This window comes from Paracidovorax valerianellae, from assembly GCF_900102625.1.
Classification (GTDB): domain Bacteria; phylum Pseudomonadota; class Gammaproteobacteria; order Burkholderiales; family Burkholderiaceae_C; genus Paracidovorax; species Paracidovorax valerianellae.
This window is the reverse complement of the sequence record NZ_FMZC01000004.1, coordinates 435785-461533: the sequence shown is the minus strand read 5'-3', so window position 1 is coordinate 461533 and position 25749 is coordinate 435785. Positions and strand designations below refer to the sequence as shown.

The window sequence follows — 25749 nt, the reverse complement described above, 5'->3', positions numbered from 1 at the left end:
AGGCCCCTGGCGGAAAATCAGACTGCGAGTTCTCGCTTGATGGCGCCATGGTGATGGTTCTGGATGCGGTCCTTGTGGCGTACCACCTGGCGGTCCAGTTTTTCCACCAGTTCGTTGACCGCCACATACAGGTCGGAATGGGAACTCTCGGCGAACAGATCACTGCCTTTCACGTGCACATTGCATTCCGCGCGTTGTCGCTTTTCCTTTTCCTTTTGCTTCTCGACCGTGAGGAGCACTTTGACATCGACTACCTGGTCGAAGTGCTTGCTGATGATGTCCAGCTTTTCCGTCACATGGGCACGCAATGCGGGGGTAACTTCGAGGTGGTGACCGCTGATCGTCAGGTTCATAAACTAGCCTCCTGGGCTCTCGTTGAAGAAACGCCGTCCTCACGGTCTTGGTCGGACGGCCCGGCGAAAGGGCAACTCATGCATGTGTTGGATTGACTATGCGCCCGGCCACAGCGAATTGCAATCGCATACCGAAGTCGGCGGGCGGGTCTTGGCGGCCAAGGTGCCAAGGGCCGCAAAACGGCGCACAATGGGCCGGCTTTGCTCCGCTGCCGCTGGAGGCGCCTGGCGCCCATCGCCAGCGCCGGCAGCGCACCGGTTCCTCAAGCACGGGAGCGCTCTCCACGTGCCGCGCTGCACCCTCCTTTTTTCCGCAAACTCCCCCTGATTTCGCGGCTTCGGCACGCGCCCTAAAATCGCGGGCTGGCCGGCCCTGCCGCCGAAAGCCGCGGCTTTCCCGTTCGCAATCGCTTCACCCACCATGACCTTGCCCCTTTCCTCCGCACTGCACACCTCCGCCCTCACGTCCCTGCCGCTGCTTGCGCGCGGCAAGGTGCGCGACAACTACGCCGTGGGCGACGACCGCATCCTGATGGTGGCCAGCGACCGCCTTTCGGCCTTCGACGTGATCATGGGCGAGCCGATTCCCGGCAAGGGCGAACTGCTCACGCAGATGGCGCTGTTCTGGTTCGACAAGCTGGGGCATCTGTGCCCCAACCACCTGACGGGCGAAGACCCCGAGAGCGTGGTGACGCCGGACGAAGCGTCCCAGGTGCGAGGCCGTTCGATGCTGGTGCAGCGCTTGAAGCCGATCCCCGTGGAAGCCGTGGTGCGGGGCTACCTGGCCGGCAGCGGCTGGAAGGAATACCAGGAATCTCGCGCCGTGTGCGGCGTGCAATTGCCCGAGGGCCTGACCAACGCGGCCAAGCTGCCACAGCCCATCTACACGCCGGCCGCCAAGGCCGCGATGGGCGAGCACGACGAGAACATCACCTTCGAGCGCACGGTGGAGATGATCGGCATCGAACTGGCCACGAAGATCCGCGACATCAGCATCGCCATCTACCAGGAGGCCGCGGCCATCGCCCTCGAAAAGGGCATGATCATTGCCGACACGAAGTTCGAATTCGGCCTGGCTCCCGATGGCACGCTGGTGCTGATGGACGAGGTGCTGACACCCGACAGCTCGCGCTACTGGCCCGTGGAAGGCTACGAAAGCGCGCTGGCCGCTGGCGAGAACCCACCCAGCTACGACAAGCAGTTCGTGCGCGACTGGCTGGAGCAGACCCAGATCAACGGCAAGCCCTGGAACAAGACCGCGCCCGCACCGCGCCTGCCGCGCGAAGTGGTCGAGAAGACCGCGGCCAAGTACCGCGAAGCGCTCGAACGCCTGGTCGGCTGACCCTCCCCTGCCGCGCACGCCGCCATCGCGTGGCGGCGACGTCCCGGCGGCCTTTGCGGCCGCCTCATTCCAGCTCGGTGGCCTCCAGCCGCAGCAGCACGCGATCTTCGTCGCCGAACATCAGCAATTGCCGCCCTTCCTGGCGGTAGGTCCGGACCTCGCCCAGCGCCTGCAGAAAGCTGCCTTCCAGGGTGGCCGTCTGCAGGCACAGCTGCAGGGTGGTGTTGATCTGGGTGATGCGCAGACGAACCCCTTCCACCGCGTAGCTGGCCAGGAAGCGATTGCAGCCCCCTGCCCCGCGCGCCCGCCCTCCTTCGCTGTCCAGCACCAGATGCGGCTCGGGCGATCCCGCGGGGGCCGGCGGCACGGCGGTGTCGTCGATTTCCACCAGCCGCCAATAGGTCTGCCGCAGCGGCACTTCGGCCAGCACGGTCGCTCGGTCCAGAGGAAGGCGGTGCAGCTCGACATCCACGCGCCGGTAGGCCGGGTCGGGCGGCAGCGGGTGGGTGCCATCGGAGGCGAACCGCACGTAGCCCTGCAGGGACAGCGACGCACGAACCCGGTAGCGCCCCGGCAGCAGCGGCTGCGTGAGTGCGGACCGAAAAGGAATCTTCAGCTGATACGGCGGCGGCCCCGGCAGTTCGATGCGCTGGCGCCCCAGCACGGTGGGCGGTGCGTCGGGCCGCGAGACGTCGAGCAGCGCTGCCTCGAACACGGCTGGTTCGTCAGGCGGCACATAAAGGCGCTCGCGCGAGAACACCGTGCCGATGACCATCGCATCGGGCGGGGGCGATGTGGCGCAACCCGCCAGCGCGAGCACCAGCACCGAGGCCACGGCCAGGGCGGCCGCACGCGCCCGCTCGGCGCCCGCGAACCGGACTGTCTCCGTGGCCTGGGCGCCGATCAGCTCAGCACCACGCTGGACAGGCGGCGGCGGTACGTCGCGACGACCGGGTCTTGCGGCGGAATCTGGCCCTCGGCCACCTTCACCAGGGGCGGCTCGATGATCTCCAGCACGGCAACGTAGGTCTTGCGCGCGGCCTCGTCGTTCCAGGCCTTGTCGCGCATGAGGATCTCGAGCAACTCGTCCATCGCCTCGGTCCAGCGCTGGTGCGCCATGAACCAGCGGGCGCGGCCGAAGCGCGCATCGAAATCGCGGCGGTTGGCGGCGATCTTGGCATCGAAATCGGCCATTGCCGCCGGATTGCCTGCCTCCATTGCTACGAAATCAATAGCATCCATCCAGGCCTTGAGCGCGCCCAGCTTGCGCGATCCCGGGGCCTTGGCGATCACCGGGGCGAAGGCGACCTTGGCATCGTCGTCGCGGCCCAGTTGCAGCAGCAGCTTGACGTAGTCGAACCGGGCGTCGTCGTTCGCGGGATCGGTGGCGACGGCGTGCTGCAGCTTTTCCAGCGCCGTGTCGGTGTCGCCGTCGGCCAGGGCATCCAGTGCCAGTTCTTCTTCCTGCTCGGCCAGGGCCGCTTCGGCGGTGGGCACATGCTTGTCGAGGAAGGCGCGCACCTGGCCCTCGGGCTGGGCGCCCATGAAGCCATCGACGGGCTGGCCGTTCATGAGCAGCACGCAGGTGGGAATGCTGCGGATGCCGAACATGCCGGCGATCTGCTGCTCCTGGTCGGAGTCGATCTTCACGAGCTTGAAACGGCCTTCGTATTCCGTTTCGAGCTTCTCCAGGATGGGGCCGAGCGACTTGCACGGGCCGCACCACGGGGCCCAGAAGTCCACCAGCACGGGCACTTCCATCGAGGCGGCGATGACTTCGGTTTCAAAATTCTCTACGGTGACATCGATCATGTGTTCAGGCCTGGTGGGTGCGCTCGGCACACAAAAAGTAAAATCGCGGGTTCCACTTCGGCGGGCGGCCGGTTCTCCAGCGCCCCACTCACATGAAACCCATCCAGATCGGTGTGGTCATGGGCTCCAGCAGCGACTGGGAGACCATGCAGCACGCAGTGCAGATTCTCCAGCAATTCGGCATCCCCCACGAAGCCCGTGTGGTCTCGGCCCACCGCATGCCCGACGACATGTTCGCCTACGCGGAAGCGGCGGCGGGCGCGGGGCTCAAGGCCATCATCGCCGGTGCGGGCGGTGCCGCCCACCTGCCGGGAATGATCGCCGCCAAGACCACCGTGCCGGTGCTCGGCGTGCCGGTGGCCAGTCGCCACCTGCAGGGCGTCGATTCGCTGCACAGCATCGTGCAGATGCCCAAGGGCATCCCCGTGGCGACCTTTGCGATCGGCACGGCCGGCGCGGCCAATGCGGCGCTCTTCGCCGTGGCCCTGCTGGCCACCGAGGACCCGGCCCTGCGCGCAAAGCTGGAGGCCTTCCGCGCCGAGCAGACGGCTGCGGCGCGCGCGATGGCCCTGCCGCCGGTGTCCGCATGAGCGCGCCCGATAGTCCGGCACGCCCGCTGCTGCCCGGCAGCACGCTCGGGGTGGTCGGAGGCGGCCAGCTCGGGCGCATGTTCGTGCATGCGGCACAGGCGATGGGCTATTTCACGGCCGTGCTGGACGCGGATGCCGACAGCCCCGCCGGCCTGGTGAGCCACCACCACATCCGCACCGCCTATGAAGACCCGGACGGCCTCGCCCAACTGGCCGGCCTGTGCGATGCCATCACGACCGAATTCGAGAACGTGCCGGCCCAGGCGCTGCGCACGCTGGGCGCCGAACGCCCCGTCGCCCCGGCCGCGAGTGCCGTGGCCATCGCGCAAGACCGCGCCCAGGAAAAAGCCCATTTCGTGCGCTGCGGCGTGCCTTGCGCGCCCTACGCGGTGATCGCCAGCGCCAACGATCTGGCGGCCGTGGAGCCCCATCTCCTGCCGGGCATCCTGAAAACCGCCCGCATGGGCTACGACGGCAAGGGCCAGTCCCGCGTGAAGACGCCGGCCGAACTCGCCGCGGCCTGGCAGGCCATGGGCGGCGTGCCGTGCGTGCTGGAGAAGATGCTGCCCCTGGCGCTCGAATGCTCGGTGATCGTGGCGCGCGGGGCCGACGGCGCCTGCGTGAACCTGCCCGTGCAGCGCAACCTGCACCGGGATGGCATTTTGGCGGTCACCGAGGTCTATGAACAAAATGTGCCTCCAGCGCTTTCCCAGCAAGCAGTTACAGCTGCGAAATCGATAGCAAATGGCCTCGACTACGTGGGCGTGCTGTGCGTGGAGTTCTTCGTGCTCGACGGCGGCGAACTGGTCGTCAACGAGATCGCCCCGCGCCCGCACAACAGCGGCCACTACAGCCAGAACGCCTGCGATGTGTCGCAGTTCGAGCTGCAGGTGCGCGCCATGGCCGGATTGCCGCTGACGCAACCGCGCCAGCACAGCCCGGCGGTGATGCTCAACCTGCTGGGCGACCTGTGGTTCGCGGATGGCCTGCACGCCCGCACCCCGGCGTGGGAAGCGGTGCTGGCGCTGCCCGGCACGCATCTGCACCTGTACGGCAAGACCGAGGCCAAGCCCGGCCGCAAGATGGGCCACCTGAATGTCACGGCGCCCACCGTGGAGGCCGCGCGCGCCACGGCGCTGCAGGCGGCAGCGCTTCTGGGCATCGAAGCGTTCTGAACCCGGGGCCACACGCGAAATGATCCTCGACGGCCAACGCCCCGAATCCATCGCCGCTGCGGCGCGTGCCCTGCGCACGGGCGCGCTCTTGGGCCTGCCCACCGAAACGGTGTATGGCCTCGCGGCCGACGCCGCCAGCGATGCGGCCGTGGCGCAAATCTTCGCGGCCAAGGGCCGGCCGAGCGACCACCCGCTGATCGTTCACGTGGCCGACGCATCGGGCATCGCCCACTTCGCCAGCGAAGTGCCGCTGTTCGCGCAGGCGCTGGTCGACGCGTTCTGGCCCGGACCGCTGACCCTCATCCTGCCGCGCCTGCCCGGCGTGGCTGTGGCGGCCACGGGCGGGCAGGACAGCGTGGGCCTGCGCTGCCCCGCGCACCCGGTCGCCCAGGCCGTGCTGCGCGCCTGCGCCTCGGACGATCCCGCGCTGGAAGGCCGCCCCGTCTGGGGCGTGGCCGCGCCCAGCGCCAACCGCTTCGGCCGCGTGAGCCCCACCACCGCCCTGCATGTGCAGGACGAGCTGGGCGAAGCGCTGCTGGTGCTGGACGGAGGCGCCTGCGGCGTGGGCATCGAGTCGACCATCGTCGATTGCACGCGCGGCGTACCGGTACTGCTGCGCCCCGGAGCCATCACCCGCGCCCAGATCGCCGAAGCCTGCGGCCTGACGCCGCTATCGAAAGAAGAGCTGCCCGCGCACACCCCCCGGGCATCGGGCACGCTGGAGGCCCACTACGCCCCGGCCGCCAAGGTGCGCCTGATGGACGCCAAGGCCCTGCAGACCGGGCTGGACCTGCTGGGCGCCGATGCCGCACACCTGGCGGTCTATGCGCGCAGCGCGCTGCGCCCGCGGTCGGCCAAGGTGCAGGTGCGGCGCATGCCCGACGATGCCGCGGCCACCGCCCAGCAGCTTTTCGCCGTGCTGCGTGCCTTCGACGACGAAGGCGTGAAGCTGATCTGGATCGAAACCCCGCCCGCCGCCCCCGAATGGGAGGGCGTGCGCGACCGCCTGCAGCGCGCCGCGGCGGCATAGGACGGGCGCATAAGGCCTATTGCACGCCCTGTTGCAGGCCACACCGCGCCAGTCGTTAAACTCTCGCCACATTTTCTGGAGAAAAACCCATGGCAGCAAATTGGATGCGCCGCACCCTCGTGGTCGCCGCTTGTGCAACGGCCACGTTGCTCGCGGCTTGCGGTTCAAGCACAACCGAGTCGGCCATCACGCCCGACCGGTTCATCACGTTCGGTGACGGCTTCAGCGATATGGGCCAAAACGGCGCCCGCTACACGGTCAACGACGGCAGCATCAACAACTGGACCCAGCAGATCGCCAACAACTACGGCAAGAGCTTCACGCCCGCCGCTGCTGGCGGCACGGGCTACGCCCAGGGCAACGCTCGCGTGACGGCCACGACCGACGCGGCCGGCCGCACCACCACCCCCTCCGTCACCCAGCAGATCGACACCTTCCTGTCCAAGGGCGGCTTCGCTGAAAACGACCTGGTCATGATCAACGGCGGCATCAGCGACGTGATCGCCGGCATGGCCGCGGTGAACGCGGGCACGCAGACCAGCGCGCAGTTCCTGACCAACGCGGCCACGGCCGGCAAGGAACTGGCCGCGCAGGTGCGCCGCCTGTCCAACGCCGGTGCCAAGCACGTGGTGGTGACCGGCACGTACGACCTGGGCAAGAGCCCCTGGGCCGTGTCGATCAACCAGACCACGCTGCTGAGCAACGCCAGCACGCAGTTCAACCAGGCCCTGCTGGTGAACATCGAAGACCTGGGCACCACGGTGCTGTACGTCGATCTGGCCTATTACGGCAACGTGTTCGTGGGCTCGCCATCCGGCTACGGCTTCACCGACAAGGACAACGCCGTCTGCACCTCGGTGGACCCGAACAACGGCATCGGCATCGGCACGGGCCGGGTCAATTCGCTGCTGTGCAACGCCTCCACGCTGCTGCCGGGCGCCGCCCAGGACAAGTACGTGTTCGCCGACCCTGTGTACTTCTCGCCCTCGGCCCAGCGCCAGTTCGGCACCTACGCATACGACCGCCTGCGCGCCCGCTGGTAAGCACCGGCTCCCGCCCGCAAAAAAGCCGACCCCAGGGTCGGCTTTTTTACGCCCTGCCCCGTGGCGTGCACGGGGCAGGGGCTTGGGATGCTGGCGTCAGAACCGATAGCCGATGCCGACCGTGAACACGTTCGGGTTGAGCTTGATGTCGATGCTCTGCCCGGTGGACAGGTGCGTGGTGGTCTTGAGGGCGGTCTTGTAATAGGCCGCATCCATGAACCAGCGCTCGTTGAACTGCCACACGAAGCCGACCTGCGCCGTCGCCGCCCACTTGTCGTCGATCGACGCGGTGGTGGGATTGGCCGGCGTGCCGCCCGTCATCGCGTTCAGCGTGGCGGTGGTGCGCTCCTTGAAGAACTTGGCGTAGGTCACGCCCACGCCCACGTAAGGCCGGAAGGCCGCGTTGGCCTCCAGGAAGCGGTACTGCGCGAACACCGTGGCGGGCACTACCTTGGTCTCGCCCACCTTGCCCACGCCGCTGATGGCGCCGTCGCCATAGAACGAGTGCTTGAACGGCAGGCCGACGGGCACATCCACGGCCCAGTGGTCGGTCAGCATGTAGTTCAGCCCGCCGGTCAGGGTGGTGTCGGACCGCACGTCCACGCGAGTGCCGGGAAAGCTCGGCGCGCTCAGGTTGCCGCTTTTGGTTTGCGGAGAGATTTGGGTGACGCTTGCGCGCACGCTCAGCGTGCCCGCGACTTGTGCGCTGGCAGCGCCGCAGAAGGCTGCTGCGGCGATCGCCACGCAGGCCCAGGAAAATGGCTTCATGAAAACTCCTAAAGGGGTACGCGCGCGGGCGCTCAGAGCCAGCCGGCGGTGGACAAGGAACGCGACACCAGTTGGCCCACCAGTTGGTGGCCATAAGGCGTGGGATGGAAGCTGTCGGCAAAGCCGTACGACTTCCACCAGTCGGCCCCGCCCGTGGCGCCGGCAGGGGGCGTGCGGGCCGACAGCGCGGCCGACGTGCAGGTCGGGAAGGAGTAGGTGGGCAGGCCATCGCTGCCAACGCCGGTGGCCGGGCAGGCCGCGTTCGCGACGTTGGTCAGCTGGTACTGGGCCGGGTTGGTGGCCTGGTCCTTGAACGAGGTGTAGAAGTCCACCAGGGCCAGACGGCTGTCGGTGCCCAGGCTGGCCGCCAGCCGGGCGTTGTAGGCCTGGATCCAGCCGTCGAACAGGGCTTCGGCCTGGGCCGCAGCGGCAGCGCCGCTGGAGGCGGCGATGGAGGCCACCACGAGGCGGAACCGCGGCGTGAGCGTGATGCCGGGGGCGTTGAGCACCGCCACGCGCTTGGCGCCCTTGTCCAGCGTGTTGGTCTTGATCGTGGCCGCAAATCGGGTGGCCAGCGTCTGCATGTACAGACCGCCCACCTGCGCCATGCCGGTCGCGCCGCCCGCCATGGCGGTGTTGACGGTGTTGGCGTCCAGCAGCGTGCCGAGCACGGTGCGGTAGGCCACGCCGCCATCGCTCGCAGCGCGCAGGTAGGCGCCGATCAGGTCGGCCGCGTCATTGGCACCGCCGTCGATCAGCACCAGGTCGCGGTCGGTGAAGCCGGCCGCACCGGCATCCTGGATCTGCTTGGTGATGGAGACCGGCGACGTGGGCGCGGTGAAGTTGTTGATGCGCCCGCCGCCCACGGCGTAGTTGGTGCATTCGGCGCGCGTGGTGAACGCGGTGCCGTTCGACGCATAGTGCGGGCACAGGGTCTGGCCGTAGCTGGTGGCAACGCGCTCGGGCCAGATGGCGCTGGAGCCGGCGCCCGTGGCTGCCGTGCCCTGCACGGTGAACTTGAAGCCGAAGGTGCCGCTGTCGGCCAGGCTGTCGCCCATGACCTTCACCGAATTCACGCTCACGGCGGGGGTCGTGTCCGACCCGCCGCCTCCGCATGCAGCGAGCAGGGAAGCTGCCGCCAATGCCGTTACCGCCCAGGAAGCTCTGTTATTTGTGATTTTTGAGATCAAGGTGTACTCCGTCAGGTTAAAAAATAGCACGGTCGTGCGTTTTACCGCGACCCATCGTAAACCCGCATTTCCTGGCGCAGCACAGGGGAACTACCGATAGCTGCCTCCGGCATCGGGCGGACGGACCGCCCGATGCCGCGGCCTTCAGCGATCGCTCGCCACCCAGTCCACCAGCGCTTCGATGGCGGGGCGCGCCGCAGCGGCGTTCGGATGGTTGGCGATGGCCACCATCACGTAGCGTCGGCCGCTGGCGCCGTCCACATAGCCGGCCATGGCCGACACATCGCGCAGGCTGCCCGTCTTGAGGTGGGCCGCACCTACCGAACGCCCCTGGCTGCGGCGCAGCGTGCCGTCCACGCCCGTGATCGGCAGCGACGCCACCAGCTCGGGCATGACGGACGAAGCCCACGCCGCCTGCAGCATGCGCGCGAGCGCCTGGGCGCTGATGCGCGCCTCGCGGCTCAGGCCCGCGCCGTTGTCCAGCACCGGCGCTTCGGTGCCGGGAAAGCGCTGGCGCCACCACTGCCCCACCACGGCACGCGCGCCGTCGAACGTGCCGCGGCCGTTTTTCTGCAGCGCCAGCGTGAGGAACACCTGCTGCGTCATCACGTTGTTGCTGTACTTGTTGATGTCGCGCACCACCTCGGCGAGCGAGGGCGATGGTGTGCTGAAAGCCGGCACCAGGCCCGCAGGCACCCGCCCGTCGCGCACGCTGCCGGTGAGCTTGCCACCCAGCTCGCGCCACATGCCCTCGATGGCGCGCGCTGCGTAGCCAGCCGGATCGGCCGGCGCCACCGACCATGCCCGTTCGCCGCAGGCCGCGGGGTACACCCCTTGAAAGGCGATGCGGGCGGGGTCAGCAAGCTCGGCCTTCAGGGCGGTGCGCCAGTCGCCGCAGTCCGCGCCCGGGGCGGCGAGCGGCACGGTGGCGGGCCACTGCACCCCCGCCAGCGGGGGCTCGTACTGCACGCGCGCCACGCCGGCCGCAGGGTCGGGCACGAAGTTCATCGCAATCGACTTGTAGTTGACCAGCAGCGCGTCCGGCGCGGCGTTGTAGGGGCGCAGCGGCTCGCCGTCGAAACGCGCGGCATCGTGTTCGGGCACGTCGAACGCGCTGCGATCCAGCACGATGTCGCCCACGATCACCTGGATGCCCTGCGCCCGCAGCCGGCGCATCAGCAGCCACAGCCGCTCGACCACCAGCTTGGGATCGCCCTGCCCCTTGATGTACACGTTGCCCTGCAGGCTGCCGGACTGCGGCCGGGCATCCAGGTACACCGGCGTGTCCCAGGTGAACGCCGGGCCCAGCTGGTCCAGCGCGGCGTAGGTGGTGACCAGCTTCATGACCGACGCCGGATTGACCGGCACCTGGGCGCGATAGGCCAGCCGGGGCGCCTGCCGGCCCTCCGCATCGACCACCAGGATCGAAAGCGCCTCCCGCGGCAGCTTGGCGCGCTGCAGGGCGGCCTCCACGGCCGGGGGCAACGCTCCCAGGGCAGCGGGGTCAGGAGATGAAACAGGGGGCTGGGCCGGGGCCTGCAGCGCCATGCCGGCGAGCGCCACGAACGTGGCAGCGCGCAGGACCGTCCGCCTGCGGGATGAAAAGACTTGCAACATGGGCGGCGAGTCTACCGACGGGGTTCCGCTGCGCTGGTTTGCGGCCGGCCATATGGCCGAGAACCGGCATTCGTCCTACAAACCGACGCGCCAGGGCGGAGGGCCGAAGGCGTTGGGGTTCACCCTAGGATGGCCTCCATCATGAAGTCCCGGCCACCGGGGAGAAAGGCAACTGTGAGCACTTGGTACAAATTGGCTCTCGGCAACGACCAGGACGCGTTCGAGCCCGCGCGCCAGATCCAGCAGATCTTCATGGCGAAGTTCCTGATGACGCCCCCGGGCTCCGGGCGCGCCCTTTTCTCCAGCTACGACCTTGCCAGCGACAACCTCTGGCTGTATTTCTCACCCGCGGCCCGCGATATCGCGACCCGCGTGGGCGCCCAGCCTTGCGACAAGCCGGCCCCCGATGCCCCGTTGGGCCTGCTGGCCGGCGAGGGCGACGCCCTGGCGCAGCAAGCCACGCTGGAAGCCGCAACCGCCTGACCGGCCGGCGCGCGGGGTCTGCGCCGATACCTGCCTGCAGCATCGTGGCCGGGGCGCCGATAATGCGCACCGGCCTCCTTGCACCGGGTGCGGCGCACCCCCTGCGTTTTCGCAGACACGGCGCTTCAGGGAGCCAGCCGCATCCCACGCCATGAACCTGCTCGCCTTCGACACCAGTACCGACACCCTCTCCATCGCCGTCCAGCGCGGGGATGCGACCTGGGAGCACAGCGGGCCTGGCGGTGCGCAAGCCTCCGCCACATTGCTGCCGGCGATCCGTGCCTTGCTCGCCGACGCGGGCCTGTCGTTCGATGCGCTCGATGCCGTGGTTTTCGGGCGCGGGCCGGGCTCGTTCACCGGGCTGCGCACCGCCTGCTCGGTGGCCCAGGGACTGGCCTTCGGGGCGCGCGGCGGTGCCGGCGTTCCAGTGCTCCCCATCGATACCTTGCTGGCCCTGGCCGAAGCCGCCCGCCAAGCCCATGGCTGCACGCGCGTGGTGGCGGTGCTGGACGCCCGGATGGACGAGGTCTACACCGCGCGGTTTGAATTTCAAGATGACGGCCACTGGCTGGGCGAAGGCGATTTCGGCCTTTGCGCGCCTGAGGCCGTGCAGGCCCCATCCGGCTACACCGTGGCCGGCAACGCGCGCGCCGCCTATGGCGAGCGGCTGGCGCCCGAAGCCCCCCACGTCCCCGCCCTGCCCACCGCTGCGGCGCTGCTGCGCCTGGCGCCTGCCCGCCTGGCAGCAGGCGGTGCCCAGCCGGCGAGCGAAGCCCTGCCGCTGTACGTGCGCGATAAAGTGGCGCAGACCACGGCGGAGCGCCTGGCGGCCAAGCAGGCCGCAGCGGCTGCGCTGACCCAACCCTCCACCGCCCCATGAGCGCTGTTCCGCACACCCCCGACGAGGCCCGTTTCGAGCCGCTCACGCTGGCGCGCCTGGACGCTCTGCTGGTGATCGAGCAGGCCGCGTACTCGCACCCCTGGACGCGTGGCAACTTCATCGATGCCATGGCGGCCGGCTACGAAACCCAATTGCTGCTGGCCGGCGAAACACTCATCGGCTACTTCGTGGCCATGAAAGGCGTGGACGAAGTGCACCTGCTCAACCTCACCGTAGCCCCGGAACACCAGCGCCAGGGCTGGGCCCGCCTGCTGCTGGACGCGCTGGCCCTGTGGGCCCGCGGATGCAACGCGCAATGGCTGTGGCTGGAAGTGCGTGTGAGCAACGTTCGGGCGCGTGAAATCTACGAAGCACGGGGCTTTCGCTTCGTGGGCGAACGCAAACGCTACTACCCTGCCCACAACGGCGAGCGCGAAGATGCCGTCGTGATGAGCCTGGCGCTATGAGCCTCGACCTCGACGCACGCCAGCGCGCGATGCTGGCGGAGATGGGCATCACGGTGTGGGCACCGGTGGCAACGCCGGCCCCTGCTGCAGAACCGGCACCACCCAGCCCGGCGGACTCACCACAGGCGGACAGCAGGCCACCAACTCACCCACCCCACCAGCCCGCAACAGCAGCGCCGGCAGAGCCGCGCTCCGTCGTCGCACCGCCCGCCGCGGCCCGCCCGGCTGCGGCTGCCGCACCGGTGGCCGCGCCGATGGCCAGGGACGAAAGCGCCGCCCCCACGGCAGCCCTGCAGGCCCCCCAGCCGCTCTACCCGCAGGCCGACCCGGCCATGGCGCCGGCGGACCTAGGCTCCGGCTGGCTGGTGCTGGCCGAGAGCGCCACGCCCGACGCCCCGCTGACCGGCGACGCCGGCAAGCTGCTGGACAACATGCTGCGCGCCATGCGCCTGCACCGCCATCCGCGGGTTTTCTTTGCGGCGGTACAGCGCACCGGCGCGGGCGCCCCCGGCGAGGCGGGCATCGCGCCGGCCCTGCAGGAGGCGCTGTCCACCCTGCGCCCGGCCATGGTGCTGGTGCTCGGCCTGGGCGCGGCCCGCGCCGTGCTGGAAAGCCGCGAGCCCCTGGGACGGCTGCGTGCCAATGCGCACGCGCTGGCCGACGGCACGCCGGCCATCGTCACCTACGACCCGGCCTACCTGCTGCGCGCCCCGGAAGCCAAGGCCGCCGCCTGGGCGGACCTGTGCCGCGCGCTGGCCGTGGTGCGCGCTGCGGGCGCTTCGGCACCCGGCGCGGGCGGGCCGGCCTCCGGCGTCAACTGAGCCCCTCGCGGCTCGCTCCGCATGGGCTGGCAAGGCCCGTAAACCCTGTCTGTGTCACTGATTTGACGCAGCGCAATGCCATAATCCGCGGCTTGCAATTTTGGAGATTCCTCCGTGGAAACCTACCCCAGTTGGTAGCTTTCAGCTCCCGGCCTGCCGAGGGCTGAAAGCGGCCCCCGCCCCCCTCGCAGACGCCCATCACACACCGGGAGTGAGCCCACATGCTCAACATTTTCACGCTCGCCAACGGCCGGCTGGTCCAGGAAGAAATCGAATCCCTGGAAGAGCTGGCGCAGTTCCAGCCCATCTGGGTCGACCTGGAGTCGCCCACCCTCGAAGAAAAACGCTGGGTCAAGCAGCATTACGGCCTCTTCATCCCCGAAGACGCCATGGACGAGGACATCGAGGAATCCGCCCGCTTCTATGAAGAAGACAACGGCGAGCTGCACATCCGCAGCGACTTTCTCATCGACGACGAAGACGACCCGCGCTCGGTGCGCGTGGCCTTCATCCTGAACCTCGTGAACGACACGCTCAAGAGCAAGGGCGTGCTCTTTTCCATCCACGACGAAGACGTGCCCGTGTTCCGCCTGCTGCGCATGCGCGCGCGCCGGGCGCCCGGCCTGATCGAAGACGCCAAGGAAGTGCTGCTCAAGCTCTTCGACGCCGACGCCGAATACTCCGCCGACACGCTCGAAGGCATCTACGACGACCTGAAGAAGGTCAGCGTGCAGGTGCTGGCCGGCGACGTGACCGACGCCCGCGCCGGCGAAGTGCTGGCCGCCATCGCCCGCCAGGAAGACCTGAACGGCCGCATCCGCCGCAACGTCATGGACACCCGCCGCGCCGTGAGCTTCATGATGCGCAGCAAGATGCTCAACGCCGAGCAGTTCGAGGAAGCGCGCCAGATCCTGCGCGACATCGAATCGCTGGATAACCACACGGCGTTCCTGTTCGACAAGATCAACTTCCTGATGGACGCCACGGTCGGTTTCATCAACATCAACCAGAACAAGATCATCAAGATTTTCTCGGTGGCCAGCGTCGCCCTTCTGCCGCCGACGCTGATCGCCAGCGTGTACGGCATGAACTTCAAGTTCATGCCCGAACTGGACTGGTCGCTTGGCTACCCCTATGCGCTGGCGCTCATGGTGGCGAGCGCGCTCGGCCCCATGTGGTACTTCCGCAAGCGCGGCTGGTTGAAGTAACCCCTCCCTGAGCCGCTGCGCGGCCGCCCCCCCAGGGGGACGAAGCCAGTGGCCGGGCAGAGCCGGTTCCACGGCATCCGCTGGCGTGAAGGCACGCGCGCTGCCGAGAATCGGCGGTATCGAGTCAAATCGGCCCCCAGCGCAATCAGCACCAGGGTGGTTAGCTATAAATTTTATAGCGCCCTGAGAAACCGGCCGATGATGCCGTCGGCATACCGGCTGGCCACGGTCCGCACGAAGCGGGGAAAGTCCACGTGCGCGGCATCGTCTGCGCGGTCGGACACGGTGCGCACGGCGGCAAAGGGCACGCCGTAGTCGCTGCACACCTGGGCCACGGCGGCGCCTTCCATTTCCACCGCCAGCACCGCGTGGCCGGCAGCGCTGAACGCCATGCGCAATGCCTGTGATTCGTGCACGGTCGAAACGAACCGGTCGCCGCTTGCGATCAACCCCCGGTGCACGCACGGCGCGCGCAGGGGCGGTGGCAGCCCGGCGCCGTCGAGCAGCTCGGCCGCGCCCGACGCCAGGCACTCGCCCGCAGCCGCCGCCAGCCGGTCGGCCATGCCGGGATCGCAGGGCAGGCGGGTGCGCCCGTAGCCAGGCAACTCCCAGCGGGGAAAGAGGGGCGAGGCGTCCATGTCGTGCTGCAAAAAGTCCTGCGCCACGACCACGTCGCCCACCTGCACTGTGGGCCCCAGGCCGCCCGCCACGCCGGTGAACACGATGCGCGCGGCGCCGAACCGCTCGATCAGTGCCGTGGCCGTGGTGGCCGCGGCCACCTTGCCGATGCCGGACAGCGCCAGCACCACCTCGCGCCCGTGCAGGCCGCCACTCCAGAAGGTGCGGCCGGCATGGAGCGTGCGCCGCCCGCGGGCCAACGCGTCGATGAGGCCCTGCTGCTCTTCGGCCAGGGCGCTGAGGATGGCGGTCGTCACGGCTGCACCGCCGGCTGCAACCGCACCCGCGCCGCGAAGGCACGGGGCTGCCCGGACCGTGCGAGACCCACTAGCGCTTGTCGCGCAGTTCGCGCCTCAGGATCTTGCCCACCGGGGTTTTGGGCAGCGACTCGCGGAACTCGATCACGCGCGGCTGCTTGTACCCCGTGAGGTTGGCCTTGCAGAACTCGCGCACCTGGGCTTCGGTCAGGTCGTTGCTGCGCTTCACGATCACGAGCTTGACGGCTTCGCCCGTCTTCTCGTCCGGCACTCCCACCACCGCGCATTCGAGCACGCCGGGCAGCATGGCCACCACGTCCTCAACCTCGTTGGGATAGACGTTGAAGCCGCTCACCAGCACCATGTCCTTCTTGCGGTCCACGATCTTGAAGTAGCCGCGCTCGTCGAACACGCCGATGTCGCCGGACTTGAAGTAGCCGTCGTCGGTCATGACCTTGGCGGTCTCGTCCGGCCGCTGCCAGTAGCCGGCCATGACCTGCGGGCCCTTGATGACGATCTCGCCGCGCTGGCCGGGCTCGGTCACGTCGCGGCCGTCGTCGTCGATCAGCTTCATGTAGGTGCTGGAGATCGGCACGCCGATGGTGCCGGTGAACCCCTTCTCCGTGGCCGGGTTGCAGGCCACCGTGGGGCTGGTTTCAGACAGCCCGTAGCCCTCGCAGATGGGGCAGCCGGTCTTCTCCAGCCACAGCTTGGCCACGGCGCTTTGCACCGCCATGCCGCCGCCCACCGAAATCTTGAGGTTCTTCCAGTTCACCGTGTTGAAGTCGGGGTGGTTGGCCAGCCCGTTGAACAGCGTGTTCACGGCCGGGAAGCTGTGAAAGGTGTGCCGCGACAGTTCCTTGAGCACGGCCGACAGGTCGCGCGGATTGGGCAGCAGGATGTTCTTGGCGCCCGTGCGCATGTTCATCATCATGTTCACGGTGAACGCGAAGATGTGATAAAGCGGCAGCGCGCACACGCTGGTGGGCTGCTCGTTGGCGGGCACGGCCTGCATCACTGGCGCGTTCCAGGCCTCGGCCTGCAGCACGTTGGCGATGATGTTGCGGTGCAAAAGCACGGCGCCCTTGCTCACGCCCGTGGTGCCGCCGGTGTACTGCAGCAGGGCCACGTCGTCAGGCCGCAGGTCGGGCGCCTTGAAGGCGCCGCGCGCGCCCTGTGACAGTGCGTCGTTGAAGCGCACCGCCCCGGGCAGCGAAAAGGGCGGCACGAGCTTCTTCACGCTGCGCACCACGTAATTGACGATCATTCCCTTGAGGAAACCCAGCCGGTCGCCCATGGTGCACAGCACCACGTTCTTGACCTGCGTGGCGCCGATGCAGGCCTGCAGCGTGGCGGCGAAGTTCTCGATGATGATGATGGCCTTGGAGCCCGAGTCCTTGAGCTGGTGTTCCAGTTCACGCGGGGTGTACAGCGGGTTCACGTTCACCACCACCAGGCCTGCGCGCAGGATGGCCGCGACCACCGCCGGGTACTGCGGCACGTTGGGCATCATGACGGCGACGCGGTCGCCCTTGACCAGTCCCAGGCTTTGCAGATAAGCCGCGAACTGGCGGCTTTGCACGTCGGTCTCGCCGAACGTCACATCCTTGCCCATGAAGCTGTAGGCCACGCGGTCGGCGTACTTGCCGAACGCCTCTTCCATCAGGGCGACGAGCGAGGGGTACTGCGCCGGGTCGATGTCGGCCGGCACCCCGGGTGGGTAGGCGGCAAGCCACGGGCGGTCATTCATGCTGTATGTCTCCAAACCTGCTGTTACAAAAAGGAGCCCGCATTGTCGTCGCAGGCGAAGGGGCCGGGGGCCTGTAGTTTCCCTAAAGCGCGGCAGCCCTCGGCATCGGCCCGGGCAGCCGCGCCGCGGTACGGTTTGCCGGCTATTCGATGGCCTTGCCGATGTCTTCGACGACCTTCTTGGCGTCGCCGAAGACCATCATGGTCTTGTCCATGTAGAACAACTCGTTGTCCAGCCCGGCGTAGCCCGCCGCCATGGAGCGCTTGTTCACGATCACGGTCTTGGCCTTGTAGGCCTCCAGGATGGGCATGCCGTAGATCGGGCTGCCCTTGGTGTGGGCGGCGGGGTTCACCACGTCGTTGGCGCCCAGGATGATCGCCACGTCCACCTGGCCGAACTCGCCGTTGATGTCTTCCATCTCGAACACCTGGTCGTAGGGCACTTCGGCCTCGGCGAGCAGCACGTTCATGTGGCCCGGCATGCGCCCGGCGACCGGGTGGATGGCGTATTTGACGGTGATGCCCTTCTCGGCCAGCTTGGCGGCCAGTTCCTTCACCGCATGCTGGGCGCGCGCCACGGCCAGGCCATAGCCCGGCACGATGACCACGGTTTCGGCATTGCCCAGCACGAAGGCGGCGTCGTCGGCACTGCCGCTTTTTACGCTGCGCTGCGCCTGCGCGCCCACGGCCGAGGCGGCTGCGGCATCGCCGCCGAACCCGCCCAGGATCACGTTGAAGAACGAGCGGTTCATCGCCTTGCACATGATGTAGGAAAGGATGGCGCCCGAGCTGCCCACCAGCGAGCCCGCAATGATCAGCATGCTGTTGTTCAGGCTGAAGCCGATGCCCGCCGCCGCCCAGCCCGAGTAGCTGTTGAGCATGGAGACCACCACCGGCATGTCCGCACCGCCGATCGGAATGATGATGAGCACGCCCAGCACGAAGGCCAGCGCCAGCATGGCGAAGAAGGCGGTCCAGCTTTCGGTGGCCATGTAGACCAGCCCCAGCGCGACCGTCGCCAGGCCCAGCACGAGGTTCAGCAGGTGCTGGCCCTTGAACTGCACCGGAGCGCCCTGGAACCAGCGGAACTTGTATTTGCCCGACAGCTTGCCGAAAGCGATCACCGAGCCGCTGAAGGTGATGGCCCCGATGGCGGCGCCCAGGAACAGCTCCAGCCGGTTGCCGAACGGAATCGGCAGCCGCGCGAAGCCTTCCACCAGCACCGTTCCCACGGGCGTCGTGGCGCTGGCCAGGGCCGGCACGGGCGGTGGCACGATGCCGAAGGCCCAGGGCTCGGCCACCGCCGCCACGGCGATGAACACGGCCGCCAGGCCGATCATGCTGTGCATGAAGGCGACCAGCTCGGGCATCTTGGTCATCTCCACCCGCTGGGCCATCACCGTGCCGGCAGCGCCACCGACCAGCAGGCCGAGCAGCACCCAGGCCAGGCCCATCGGCGCGCCGCGCGCCACGCTCCAGATCAGCGCGGCGGTGGTGAGCACCGCGATCGCCATGCCGGCCATGCCGAACAGGTTGCCCCGGATCGACGTGGTGGGATGCGACAGCCCCTTGAGCGCCTGGATGAAGCAGACGCTGGCCACCAGGTACAGCAGCGTGACGAGGTTCATGCTCATGGCGCGGCCTTCTCGACCTTCTGGTCCGCCGCGCTACCGGTGGAGGCCGCGGCCCCTTTGCGCTCTTTCTTGCGGAACATCTCCAGCATGCGCCGGGTGACGAGAAAGCCGCCGAACACGTTGACGGCGGCCAGCGCCACCGCCAGCACGCCCATGGTCTTGCCCAGCGTCGTTTCCGTGAGCGCGGCGGCCAGCATGGCGCCGACGATCACGATGGCCGAGATCGCATTGGTCACGGCCATCAGGGGCGTGTGCAGCGCCGGGGTCACGGTCCACACCACGTGGTAGCCGACATAGATGGCCAGTACGAAGATGATCAGGTTGATCAGCGTGGGGGAAACGGCATCCATGGCAGCACTCCTTGAGAGCGAACGAACTACTGGGGTGGGGCGATCGGAAACGGCGGCACGACCAGCCGGCCGTCCATCATCGAGGTGCTCAGCCGCGCGGCCTGCGCCATCTTGTCGCCCCATTCAAGAGCAGGCCGGCCGGCGCGCAAAAACGCCTCGTTGTCGCGCGACGGCGGGCGCAGCAGGCGCTGGTCGACCACCGCATCGATGGAAATGAACGCGCCGCCGTTGGTGGCGTAGCGAAAGGACACGTGCGAGTAAGGCTTGGTGGGCGCCGCCTTGTTCATCGACAGCCACTGCGCCACCGCAGGGCGGTTCTTGGCGAGGTAGTCCTCGGTGTCGGCGCGGCGCTTGTAGCGCAGGCAGTCGATGCGCGCCGGGCTGCCCTGGGCCTTGTCCTCGACGAACACACCTTGCTGTTCGGTGCACGGTGCGGTCCACAGCGTGGTGTCGCGCGGGTAGTTGGTGCTGTTGGTCTGCACCAGCAGCACGGCCAGCAACGGGCGGTCCTTGCCGGGGCCGCGCAGGCCCATGGCGGTCATCTGTGTGGGCAGGTCGGCCGCGGTGTCGTCGGGCAGCACGTCGATGACTTCGTCGCGGCGGCCCAGCACTTCCCAGTCGCCGGGCGGCAGGTCGAGCTGGGCGCGGCCCACGTGGGGCAGCGCGGGCTGCATCGGCGCGCAGGCGGCCAGGGCAGTCAGTGCGGCGATGGCGAGCAACGGGCCGCCGAGGCGGGCGGACAGGGGGAACAGGGGAGAAAACCGGGTCTTCACAGGGATGCTTGGTTGTCGAGTCATGCGCGGGTGACCGCGCCTTCATGGGCCACGAGGCAGGCGGCGACGATGTCGTCTTGCCGGTCCACATGCAGGGCCCCTTCGGGGTTGATGATGAGCTTGAGAAAATCGAGCACGTTGCGCGCGTAGAGCGCGGAGGCATCGGCCGCGACGAGCGCGGGCAAATTGGTTTCTCCGACCAGCGTCACGCCGTGGCGCACCACGGTCTGGCCGGCTTCGGTCAGCGGGCAGTTGCCGCCCTGGGGCGCTGCCAGATCGACGATCACCGAGCCCGGCTTCATGGACTCGACCATCGCCTCGGTCACCAGCACCGGCGCGGGCCGGCCGGGAATGAGGGCGGTGGTGATGACCACGTCGGCCTGCGCCACGCGCTTGGCCACCTCGACCTTCTGGCGCTCCAGCCAGCTGGGCGGCATGGGGCGGGCGTAGCCGCCGCTGCCCTGGGCCGCTTCCTTTTCTTCGTCGGTCTCGAACGGCACGTTGATGAACTTCGCGCCCAGCGACTCGACCTGGTCCTTGACCGAGGGGCGCACGTCGGAGGCTTCGATCACCGCACCCAGCCGCTTGGCCGTGGCGATGGCCTGCAGGCCGGCCACGCCCACGCCCAGCACCACCACGCGCGCGGCCTTCACCGTGCCGGCAGCGGTCATGAGCATGGGAAAGAAGCGTTGGTAGCGGTCGGCCGCGATCATCACAGCCTTGTAGCCGGCGATGTTGGCCTGAGACGAGAGCACGTCCATGCTTTGCGCGCGCGTGGTGCGGGGCGCGGCTTCCAGGGCATAGGCGGTGGCGCCGGCCTGGGCCAGCCGCTGCAGGCCCGCCGCGTCAAAGGGGTTGAGCATGCCGACCAGCGTGGCGCCGGGGCGCAGCAGGGGCGTTTCGGATTCGGTGGGGCAGCGGACCTTGAGCACCAGGTCGGCGCCCCACGCGGAGGCGGCGTCCACGATCTCCGCGCCGGCCGCGGCATAGGCAGCATCGGGCACGCTGGCGGCCACACCGGCACCGGTCTGGACGCGCACTGCGTGGCCCTGGGCCTTGAGCTTCTTGACAGTCTCCGGGGTCGCGGCGACCCGGGTTTCTCCAACCATGGACTCGGCTGGTACACCTATCTGCATGTTGTCTGTCTCCCGGCTGGCTGTGCTCGGCGATCTCCGCTCACTGGGCCCGAGCTTACCCGATGCGCTTCAGCGCTAAGGCAGGTCCCAAAAGCAAAGGCCCGGGGCACGCGAATGCGCCGGGCCTGCCGTGCGGGAGCGCAGGCGCTCCCGTGCACAGGGAGGGTCAGTTCACCACCTGGGCCAGCGCGCCCGCGGCGTACTGGCCGGCCACCACTTGCAGGCTGTGGCCCTTGATCTTGGGCGCCTGGCCTTCGCAGCCGAACTCGATGTAGCGCTGCTTGCAGATGGCCTTGGCAGCTTCGCGTGCGGGCTTGAGCCATTCGCGGGCATCGAACTTTTCGGGGTTCTCGGCCAGGAACTTGCGCACCGCACCGGTCATGGCCAGGCGGATGTCGGTGTCGATGTTGATCTTGCGCACGCCGATCTGGATGGCCTTCTGGATTTCCTCGACGGGCACGCCGTAGGTTTCCTTCATGTTGCCGCCGTACTGGCGAATGATCTCCAGCAGTTCCTGCGGCACGCTGGAGCTGCCGTGCATCACCAAATGGGTGTTGGGAATGCGGCGGTGGATTTCCTGGATGCGGTCGATGGCCAGGATGTCGCCAGTGGGCTTGCGCGTGAACTTGTAGGCGCCGTGGCTGGTGCCGATGGCGATGGCCAGCGCGTCGAGTTGGGTGCGCTTCACGAAGTCGGCAGCCTGCTCGGGGTCGGTGAGCAGTTGCTCGCGCGTCATGGTGGCGTCGGTGCCGTGGCCGTCTTCCTTGTCGCCCTTCATCGTTTCCAGCGAGCCCAGGCAGCCCAGTTCGCCTTCGACCGTGACGCCGACCTTGTGGGCCATGTCCACGACCTTGCGCGTCACGTCCACGTTGTATTCATAGCTGGCGATGGTCTTGCCATCGGCTTCGAGCGAGCCGTCCATCATCACGGACGAAAAGCCCAGGTCGATCGCGCCCTGGCACACGGCGGGGTTCTGGCCGTGGTCCTGGTGCATGACCAGGGGAATGTGGGGGTACGCTTCGACGGCGGCCTGGATCAGGTGCTTGATGAAGGCTTCGCCAGCGTATTTGCGGGCGCCGGCGCTGGCCTGCAGGATGACGGGGGCGCCCGTCTCGTCGGCGGCGGCCATGACGGCCTGGACCTGCTCCAGATTGTTCACGTTGAAAGCGGGAATGCCGTAGCGGTTTTCTGCGGCATGGTCGAGCAATTCGCGCATCGAGACGAGAGGCATGGGATGGGTCCGTTCAATGGTGGGGAAGGCACAAAGGCCCCTTGACGAGGCCGGCGATCGCGGCGGTAACCGCTTCGTAACCGCCGATTTTATCCCGTCGGCCCCGCCATGGAGTCCGTGAATTCCAGACGGTAGCCGGTGGTGAATGGCGCAGGCACATCGCTGGCGGCAAAGCGGGCCCCATGGGCCTCGGCCACGCGCGCAACGATCTCGTGGCCCAGATGCAGGCTGTCCACCGGCGCAGACGCCGCGCCCTGCGCCTGGTCGCGGCGACCGTCGTCGCACACCTGCAGCCACGGCGCACCGGTGTCGGACAGCCCCAGCTGCACTTCGATGCGGGTGCCGTGCGGCGTGTGCTTGAGGGCGTTTTCCAGCAGGTTGCGCAGCGCGATCTCCAGCAGCACCGCATTGCCGCGCCAGACCAGGGTGGCCGGCGCTGCCACCGAAATGCTGCCCTCACGCGCCCAGGCGGCCTGGGCATAGTCGGCGCTCACACGGCGGGCCAGTTCGGCCAGATCGACGGGCGAGGCTGCTTCGTGCAGCTGGGTGCGGCTGGCCCGGGCCAGGGCCAGCAACTGGTTGAGCACATGCCCGGCGCGCAGCGCGTCCTGCCCGATGCGGGCGAGGGCCTGGGCCTGCTCCGGCCCGGAAAGGCCACCGTCCAGCGCGCTCGCCTGCAGCACGATGGACGAGAGCGGCGTGCGCAGCTCGTGCGCCACTTCGTTGGCCAGCCGGCGCTCTCGCGCCAGCGCCGCCTGCTGGCGGTCGAGCAGCGTGTTGATCGACACCACCATCGGATCGAGTTCGCGCGGGGCGTTGCCGGCCTCCAGCCGCTCGGCGCGCACCACGTCCAGCCGGGCCACCGCATCGGACAGCGAATACAGCGGCCGCAGCCCGCGCCGCACGGCCAGCCCCAGTGCGAGCGCCACCACCGGCAGCAGCCACAGCCCGGGCTCGATGATCTGGCCGGCGATGTCGTCCGCCAGGTCATCGCGCTCGTCCAGATTCAGCAGCACCATGATCTTTCGGCCATGGGCTGCGTCCCATTGCGAAAAGCCGCGCCAGGCCACGGGCGGGTCGCCGAGCTGCAGATCGGCGAACCCGTCCGGCAGGTTGAAAGCGGGCAGCGGTGCGCTGCCGGTTCGCGACAGCAGTTGTCCGTCCGCGCCCCACAGCACGACGCTGAGCGACTGCTGGTAGTCGTGCGCCTTGAGCCACGGCGTGGGCGCGCGCTGGGTGGCAAGCGACGGCTCCACCCCGTCGGAGGCGCGCAGATTGAGCAGCAGCGCGGCCACGCTGGCCAAGTGCCCGTCGGTGAGTTCATCCGCCTCGTGCACTCCGGTCTGGTAGCCCAGGCCGACGAAGGTGCCCCACACCAGGATCAGCGCGCCCAGCGTCCACACCAGCAGGCGCCGCATGAGCGAGCCACGTCGGGCCGAGGGCCCGTTTTTGGGCGCGGCCGCCGGCGTGGGAGCGGGCAAGGATATCGAAGGCTCGGGGGAAGCGAGCGGTGCCTGATCCGGCGTCATGCGGCGTCCTCCAGCGGCATGAAGTAGCCCACCCCGCGCATGGTCTGGATACGGCTGCTGCCGAGCTTGCGGCGCAGGTGGTGGATGTGCACCTCCACGGCGTTGCTTTCCACGGCGCTTTGCCAGTTGTAGAGGCTTTCCTCGATCTGCTGGCGCGACAGCACCCGACCGCGCGATTCGAGCAGCACCAGCAGCACCGAGAACTCGCGCGGCGACATGTCCACCAACTGGCTGGCTTGGCGCACGGTGCGTGCGGCCGGGTCCACCTCCAGGTCGCCGTGTCGGATGGTGGGCGACGCGCGCCCCGCTGCGCGGCGCAGCAGCGCGCGCAGGCGGGCTTCCAGTTCGTCCACATCGAAGGGTTTGGCCAGGTAATCGTCGGCGCCCTCGTCCAGCCCGGCGATGCGCTGGTGCACCTGGTCCCGGGCGGTGAGGATCAGCACCGGGGTGGCGGGATCGGGCAAGGCAGCCGCTCCCGCAGTCGCTGCCGGGCTGTGTCGCAGTCGCCGCAGCAACTGTGCACCGTCGCCATCGGGCAGGCCCAGGTCCAGCAGCACGGCATCGAACCGCTCCATGCGCAGCGCACTCCAGGCCGTCGCCACGCTGGAACACACGTCCACCGCATAGCCACGCTGCTGCAGATTGGTGCGCAGGCCGTCGGCAATGCCCGCATCGTCTTCGACCACGAGGATTCGCATGGGACGATTGTCACCGCGTTGCGGGCTCCCGCGCGGCGTTAAGACGGCGTTAAGAGCGGCTGCCTATCGTCCGCCGCCATGCCGATGCCCTCTTCCCATGATGCCGCGCCTGCCGCGCCCCGCTCTTACACCCCCTTCCACCCGCTGGCCTGGGCCCTGGCCGCCCTCGCGGTGCTCATCGCCTGGGACGCCTCGGGCCTGGACCTCGTTTTGGCCCGCGCGTTCGGCTCGGCCCGAGGCTTTCCCCTGCGGGACCATTGGCTTTTCGTGCACGTGCTGCACGAAGGCGCGCGGCGCCTGGGCTGGGTGATGGTGCTGTTGCTTGCGGTGGGGGTGTGGTGGCCGGTGGGCGTGCTGCGCCGCATCACGCAGAGCGAGCGCCTGCAACTGGCGATCAGCGCGCTGCTGTCGCTGGGCGTGATTGCACTGCTCAAGCAAAGCAGCACCACCAGCTGCCCGTGGGATCTGGCCGAGTTCGGCGGTGTGGCGCGCTATGCCTCGCATTGGGCGCGTGGCGCCATCGACGGCGGGTCCGGCCACTGCTTTCCCGCAGGGCACGCTTCGGCCGGGTTTGCGTTCCTGGGGGGCTATTTCGCCTTGCGCCGCCAGGCGCCGAAGGCGGCCCGCGCGTGGCTGGTCGCTTCGCTGCTGGCCGGGGTGGCGCTGGGCCTGGCGCAGCAGGCGCGGGGCGCGCACTTCACGAGCCACACCCTGTGGACCGGCTGGCTGTGCTGGATGACCGGCTGGCTGTGCGACGTGGCGGGCACGGCGCTGCGCCGGCGCATTCCCGAAGCGGACAGCGGCCTTCCTGCCGATGCCGCGGTGCCCGCGCCGACGCATTGACTGTCAGCGGCGCTTAGCCGCCCCTCGGTTGCCCAGGCCCCCGCCGGCTGCAGCGGCAGCGCCGTGCAGGCGCGGCGGCGTGGCGGGCCTGG

Annotated in this window: 27 protein-coding genes; 12 read left to right on the top strand and 15 right to left on the bottom strand. The window is 68.6% G+C overall.

Annotated features, from left to right (window positions below; all coding sequences use genetic code 11):
* Window positions 1-17: 17 nt before the first annotated feature.
* A complete protein-coding gene (hpf, locus tag BLT03_RS09825) occupies window positions 18-353 on the bottom strand; it encodes a ribosome hibernation-promoting factor, HPF/YfiA family (protein WP_092742920.1) in 336 nt (111 codons plus the stop codon).
* A 421-nt stretch (window positions 354-774) separates the two neighbouring features.
* Here hpf and BLT03_RS09820 point away from each other — a divergent pair, with 421 nt between their 5' ends.
* Complete coding sequence (locus tag BLT03_RS09820) at window positions 775-1695, top strand: phosphoribosylaminoimidazolesuccinocarboxamide synthase (protein WP_092742917.1); 921 nt, start codon at window positions 775-777, stop codon at window positions 1693-1695.
* Window positions 1696-1759: 64 nt separating this feature from the next.
* Here the strand turns inward: BLT03_RS09820 and BLT03_RS09815 are convergent, their stop codons facing one another.
* Both BLT03_RS09815 and trxA read right to left on the bottom strand, forming a co-directional pair.
* Window positions 1760-2530 carry an META domain-containing protein gene (locus BLT03_RS09815; protein ID WP_092742913.1) on the bottom strand — a complete coding sequence of 257 codons (771 nt, stop codon included), beginning with the start codon at window positions 2528-2530 and terminating at the stop codon, window positions 1760-1762.
* Between the two features lie 68 nt (window positions 2531-2598).
* Window positions 2599-3507 (bottom strand): thioredoxin, encoded by a 909-nt coding sequence (gene trxA / locus BLT03_RS09810; RefSeq protein ID WP_092742910.1) that lies wholly within the window; start codon window positions 3505-3507, stop codon window positions 2599-2601.
* A gap of 92 nt (window positions 3508-3599) precedes the next feature.
* On the opposite strand from trxA, the gene purE reads away from it, so the two are divergent.
* The 4 genes from purE (at window position 3600) to BLT03_RS09790 (ending at window position 7345) form a co-directional block, all read left to right on the top strand.
* Entirely contained in the window at window positions 3600-4097 is a 498-nt protein-coding gene (gene purE, locus BLT03_RS09805) for a 5-(carboxyamino)imidazole ribonucleotide mutase (RefSeq protein WP_092742907.1), read from the top strand.
* The gene (locus BLT03_RS09800) at window positions 4094-5272 is read left to right on the top strand and encodes a 5-(carboxyamino)imidazole ribonucleotide synthase (RefSeq protein WP_092742904.1); all 1179 of its coding nucleotides are present in this window, start codon (window positions 4094-4096) and stop codon (window positions 5270-5272) included. The genes purE and BLT03_RS09800 overlap by 4 nt, the downstream gene beginning before the upstream one ends.
* A gap of 19 nt (window positions 5273-5291) precedes the next feature.
* Window positions 5292-6302: an L-threonylcarbamoyladenylate synthase gene (locus BLT03_RS09795; RefSeq protein ID WP_092742901.1), complete on the top strand. Its 1011-nt coding sequence runs from the start codon at window positions 5292-5294 to the stop codon at window positions 6300-6302.
* Between the two features lie 89 nt (window positions 6303-6391).
* Complete coding sequence (locus BLT03_RS09790; RefSeq protein ID WP_092742898.1) at window positions 6392-7345, top strand: SGNH/GDSL hydrolase family protein; 954 nt, start codon at window positions 6392-6394, stop codon at window positions 7343-7345.
* A gap of 96 nt (window positions 7346-7441) precedes the next feature.
* Here the strand turns inward: BLT03_RS09790 and BLT03_RS09785 are convergent, their stop codons facing one another.
* A complete protein-coding gene (locus BLT03_RS09785) occupies window positions 7442-8113 on the bottom strand; it encodes an OmpW/AlkL family protein (RefSeq protein ID WP_092742895.1) in 672 nt (223 codons plus the stop codon).
* Window positions 8114-8145: 32 nt separating this feature from the next.
* The gene (locus BLT03_RS09780) at window positions 8146-9195 is read right to left on the bottom strand and encodes an SGNH/GDSL hydrolase family protein (protein ID WP_245711308.1); all 1050 of its coding nucleotides are present in this window, start codon (window positions 9193-9195) and stop codon (window positions 8146-8148) included.
* Here BLT03_RS09780 and BLT03_RS24450 point away from each other — a divergent pair.
* On the top strand, window positions 9170-9403 hold the full coding sequence (locus BLT03_RS24450) for a hypothetical protein (protein ID WP_175537715.1): 234 nt from the start codon (window positions 9170-9172) through the stop codon (window positions 9401-9403). The two genes, BLT03_RS09780 and BLT03_RS24450, sit on opposite strands and share 26 nt — an antisense overlap.
* 44 nt (window positions 9404-9447) lie before the next feature.
* Here the strand turns inward: BLT03_RS24450 and dacB are convergent, their stop codons facing one another.
* Window positions 9448-10920: a D-alanyl-D-alanine carboxypeptidase/D-alanyl-D-alanine endopeptidase gene (dacB, locus tag BLT03_RS09775; RefSeq protein WP_092742889.1), complete on the bottom strand. Its 1473-nt coding sequence runs from the start codon at window positions 10918-10920 to the stop codon at window positions 9448-9450.
* A gap of 174 nt (window positions 10921-11094) precedes the next feature.
* Between dacB and BLT03_RS09770 the strand changes: the two genes are divergently transcribed.
* The 5 genes from BLT03_RS09770 to corA all read left to right on the top strand — a co-directional run bounded on the left by BLT03_RS09770 (window position 11095) and on the right by corA (window position 14779).
* Window positions 11095-11403, top strand: coding sequence for a hypothetical protein (locus BLT03_RS09770; protein ID WP_092742886.1), 309 nt, complete (start codon window positions 11095-11097; stop codon window positions 11401-11403).
* 151 nt (window positions 11404-11554) lie between these two features.
* Entirely contained in the window at window positions 11555-12283 is a 729-nt protein-coding gene (gene tsaB / locus BLT03_RS09765) for a tRNA (adenosine(37)-N6)-threonylcarbamoyltransferase complex dimerization subunit type 1 TsaB (RefSeq protein ID WP_092742883.1), read from the top strand.
* Window positions 12280-12750, top strand: a complete 471-nt coding sequence (gene rimI / locus BLT03_RS09760) for a ribosomal protein S18-alanine N-acetyltransferase (protein ID WP_092742880.1) — start codon at window positions 12280-12282, stop codon at window positions 12748-12750. The genes tsaB and rimI overlap by 4 nt, the downstream gene beginning before the upstream one ends.
* The gene (locus tag BLT03_RS09755) at window positions 12747-13571 is read left to right on the top strand and encodes a uracil-DNA glycosylase family protein (RefSeq protein ID WP_092742877.1); all 825 of its coding nucleotides are present in this window, start codon (window positions 12747-12749) and stop codon (window positions 13569-13571) included. The genes rimI and BLT03_RS09755 overlap by 4 nt, the downstream gene beginning before the upstream one ends.
* A gap of 221 nt (window positions 13572-13792) precedes the next feature.
* On the top strand, window positions 13793-14779 hold the full coding sequence (corA, locus tag BLT03_RS09750) for a magnesium/cobalt transporter CorA (protein ID WP_092742874.1): 987 nt from the start codon (window positions 13793-13795) through the stop codon (window positions 14777-14779).
* Between the two features lie 173 nt (window positions 14780-14952).
* Here corA and BLT03_RS09745 read toward each other — a convergent pair whose 3' ends face one another.
* The 9 genes from BLT03_RS09745 to BLT03_RS09705 all read right to left on the bottom strand — a co-directional run bounded on the left by BLT03_RS09745 (window position 14953) and on the right by BLT03_RS09705 (window position 24814).
* Window positions 14953-15714: a 5'-methylthioadenosine/adenosylhomocysteine nucleosidase gene (locus BLT03_RS09745; RefSeq protein WP_092742872.1), complete on the bottom strand. Its 762-nt coding sequence runs from the start codon at window positions 15712-15714 to the stop codon at window positions 14953-14955.
* A 70-nt stretch (window positions 15715-15784) separates the two neighbouring features.
* Window positions 15785-17464 (bottom strand): long-chain-fatty-acid--CoA ligase, encoded by a 1680-nt coding sequence (locus BLT03_RS09740; protein WP_092742869.1) that lies wholly within the window; start codon window positions 17462-17464, stop codon window positions 15785-15787.
* 142 nt (window positions 17465-17606) lie between these two features.
* Window positions 17607-19097 carry an NAD(P)(+) transhydrogenase (Re/Si-specific) subunit beta gene (locus BLT03_RS09735; RefSeq protein WP_092742866.1) on the bottom strand — a complete coding sequence of 497 codons (1491 nt, stop codon included), beginning with the start codon at window positions 19095-19097 and terminating at the stop codon, window positions 17607-17609.
* Complete coding sequence (locus tag BLT03_RS09730; protein ID WP_092742862.1) at window positions 19094-19447, bottom strand: NAD(P) transhydrogenase subunit alpha part 2; 354 nt, start codon at window positions 19445-19447, stop codon at window positions 19094-19096. The genes BLT03_RS09735 and BLT03_RS09730 overlap by 4 nt, the downstream gene beginning before the upstream one ends.
* A 26-nt stretch (window positions 19448-19473) precedes the next feature.
* Window positions 19474-20244 (bottom strand): hypothetical protein, encoded by a 771-nt coding sequence (locus BLT03_RS09725; RefSeq protein WP_245711307.1) that lies wholly within the window; start codon window positions 20242-20244, stop codon window positions 19474-19476.
* Complete coding sequence (locus BLT03_RS09720; protein ID WP_092742859.1) at window positions 20241-21356, bottom strand: Re/Si-specific NAD(P)(+) transhydrogenase subunit alpha; 1116 nt, start codon at window positions 21354-21356, stop codon at window positions 20241-20243. Before BLT03_RS09720 ends, BLT03_RS09725 begins: the two co-directional genes overlap by 4 nt.
* 166 nt (window positions 21357-21522) lie before the next feature.
* Entirely contained in the window at window positions 21523-22587 is a 1065-nt protein-coding gene (gene fba, locus BLT03_RS09715; protein WP_092742855.1) for a class II fructose-bisphosphate aldolase, read from the bottom strand.
* An 89-nt stretch (window positions 22588-22676) separates the two neighbouring features.
* Window positions 22677-24005 (bottom strand): histidine kinase dimerization/phospho-acceptor domain-containing protein, encoded by a 1329-nt coding sequence (locus tag BLT03_RS09710; protein ID WP_245711319.1) that lies wholly within the window; start codon window positions 24003-24005, stop codon window positions 22677-22679.
* A 107-nt stretch (window positions 24006-24112) separates the two neighbouring features.
* Complete coding sequence (locus BLT03_RS09705) at window positions 24113-24814, bottom strand: response regulator (protein WP_092742850.1); 702 nt, start codon at window positions 24812-24814, stop codon at window positions 24113-24115.
* 84 nt (window positions 24815-24898) lie between these two features.
* On the opposite strand from BLT03_RS09705, the gene BLT03_RS09700 reads away from it, so the two are divergent.
* A complete protein-coding gene (locus BLT03_RS09700) occupies window positions 24899-25657 on the top strand; it encodes a phosphatase PAP2 family protein (protein ID WP_092742847.1) in 759 nt (252 codons plus the stop codon).
* The last annotated feature ends 92 nt before the right edge of the window (window positions 25658-25749 follow it).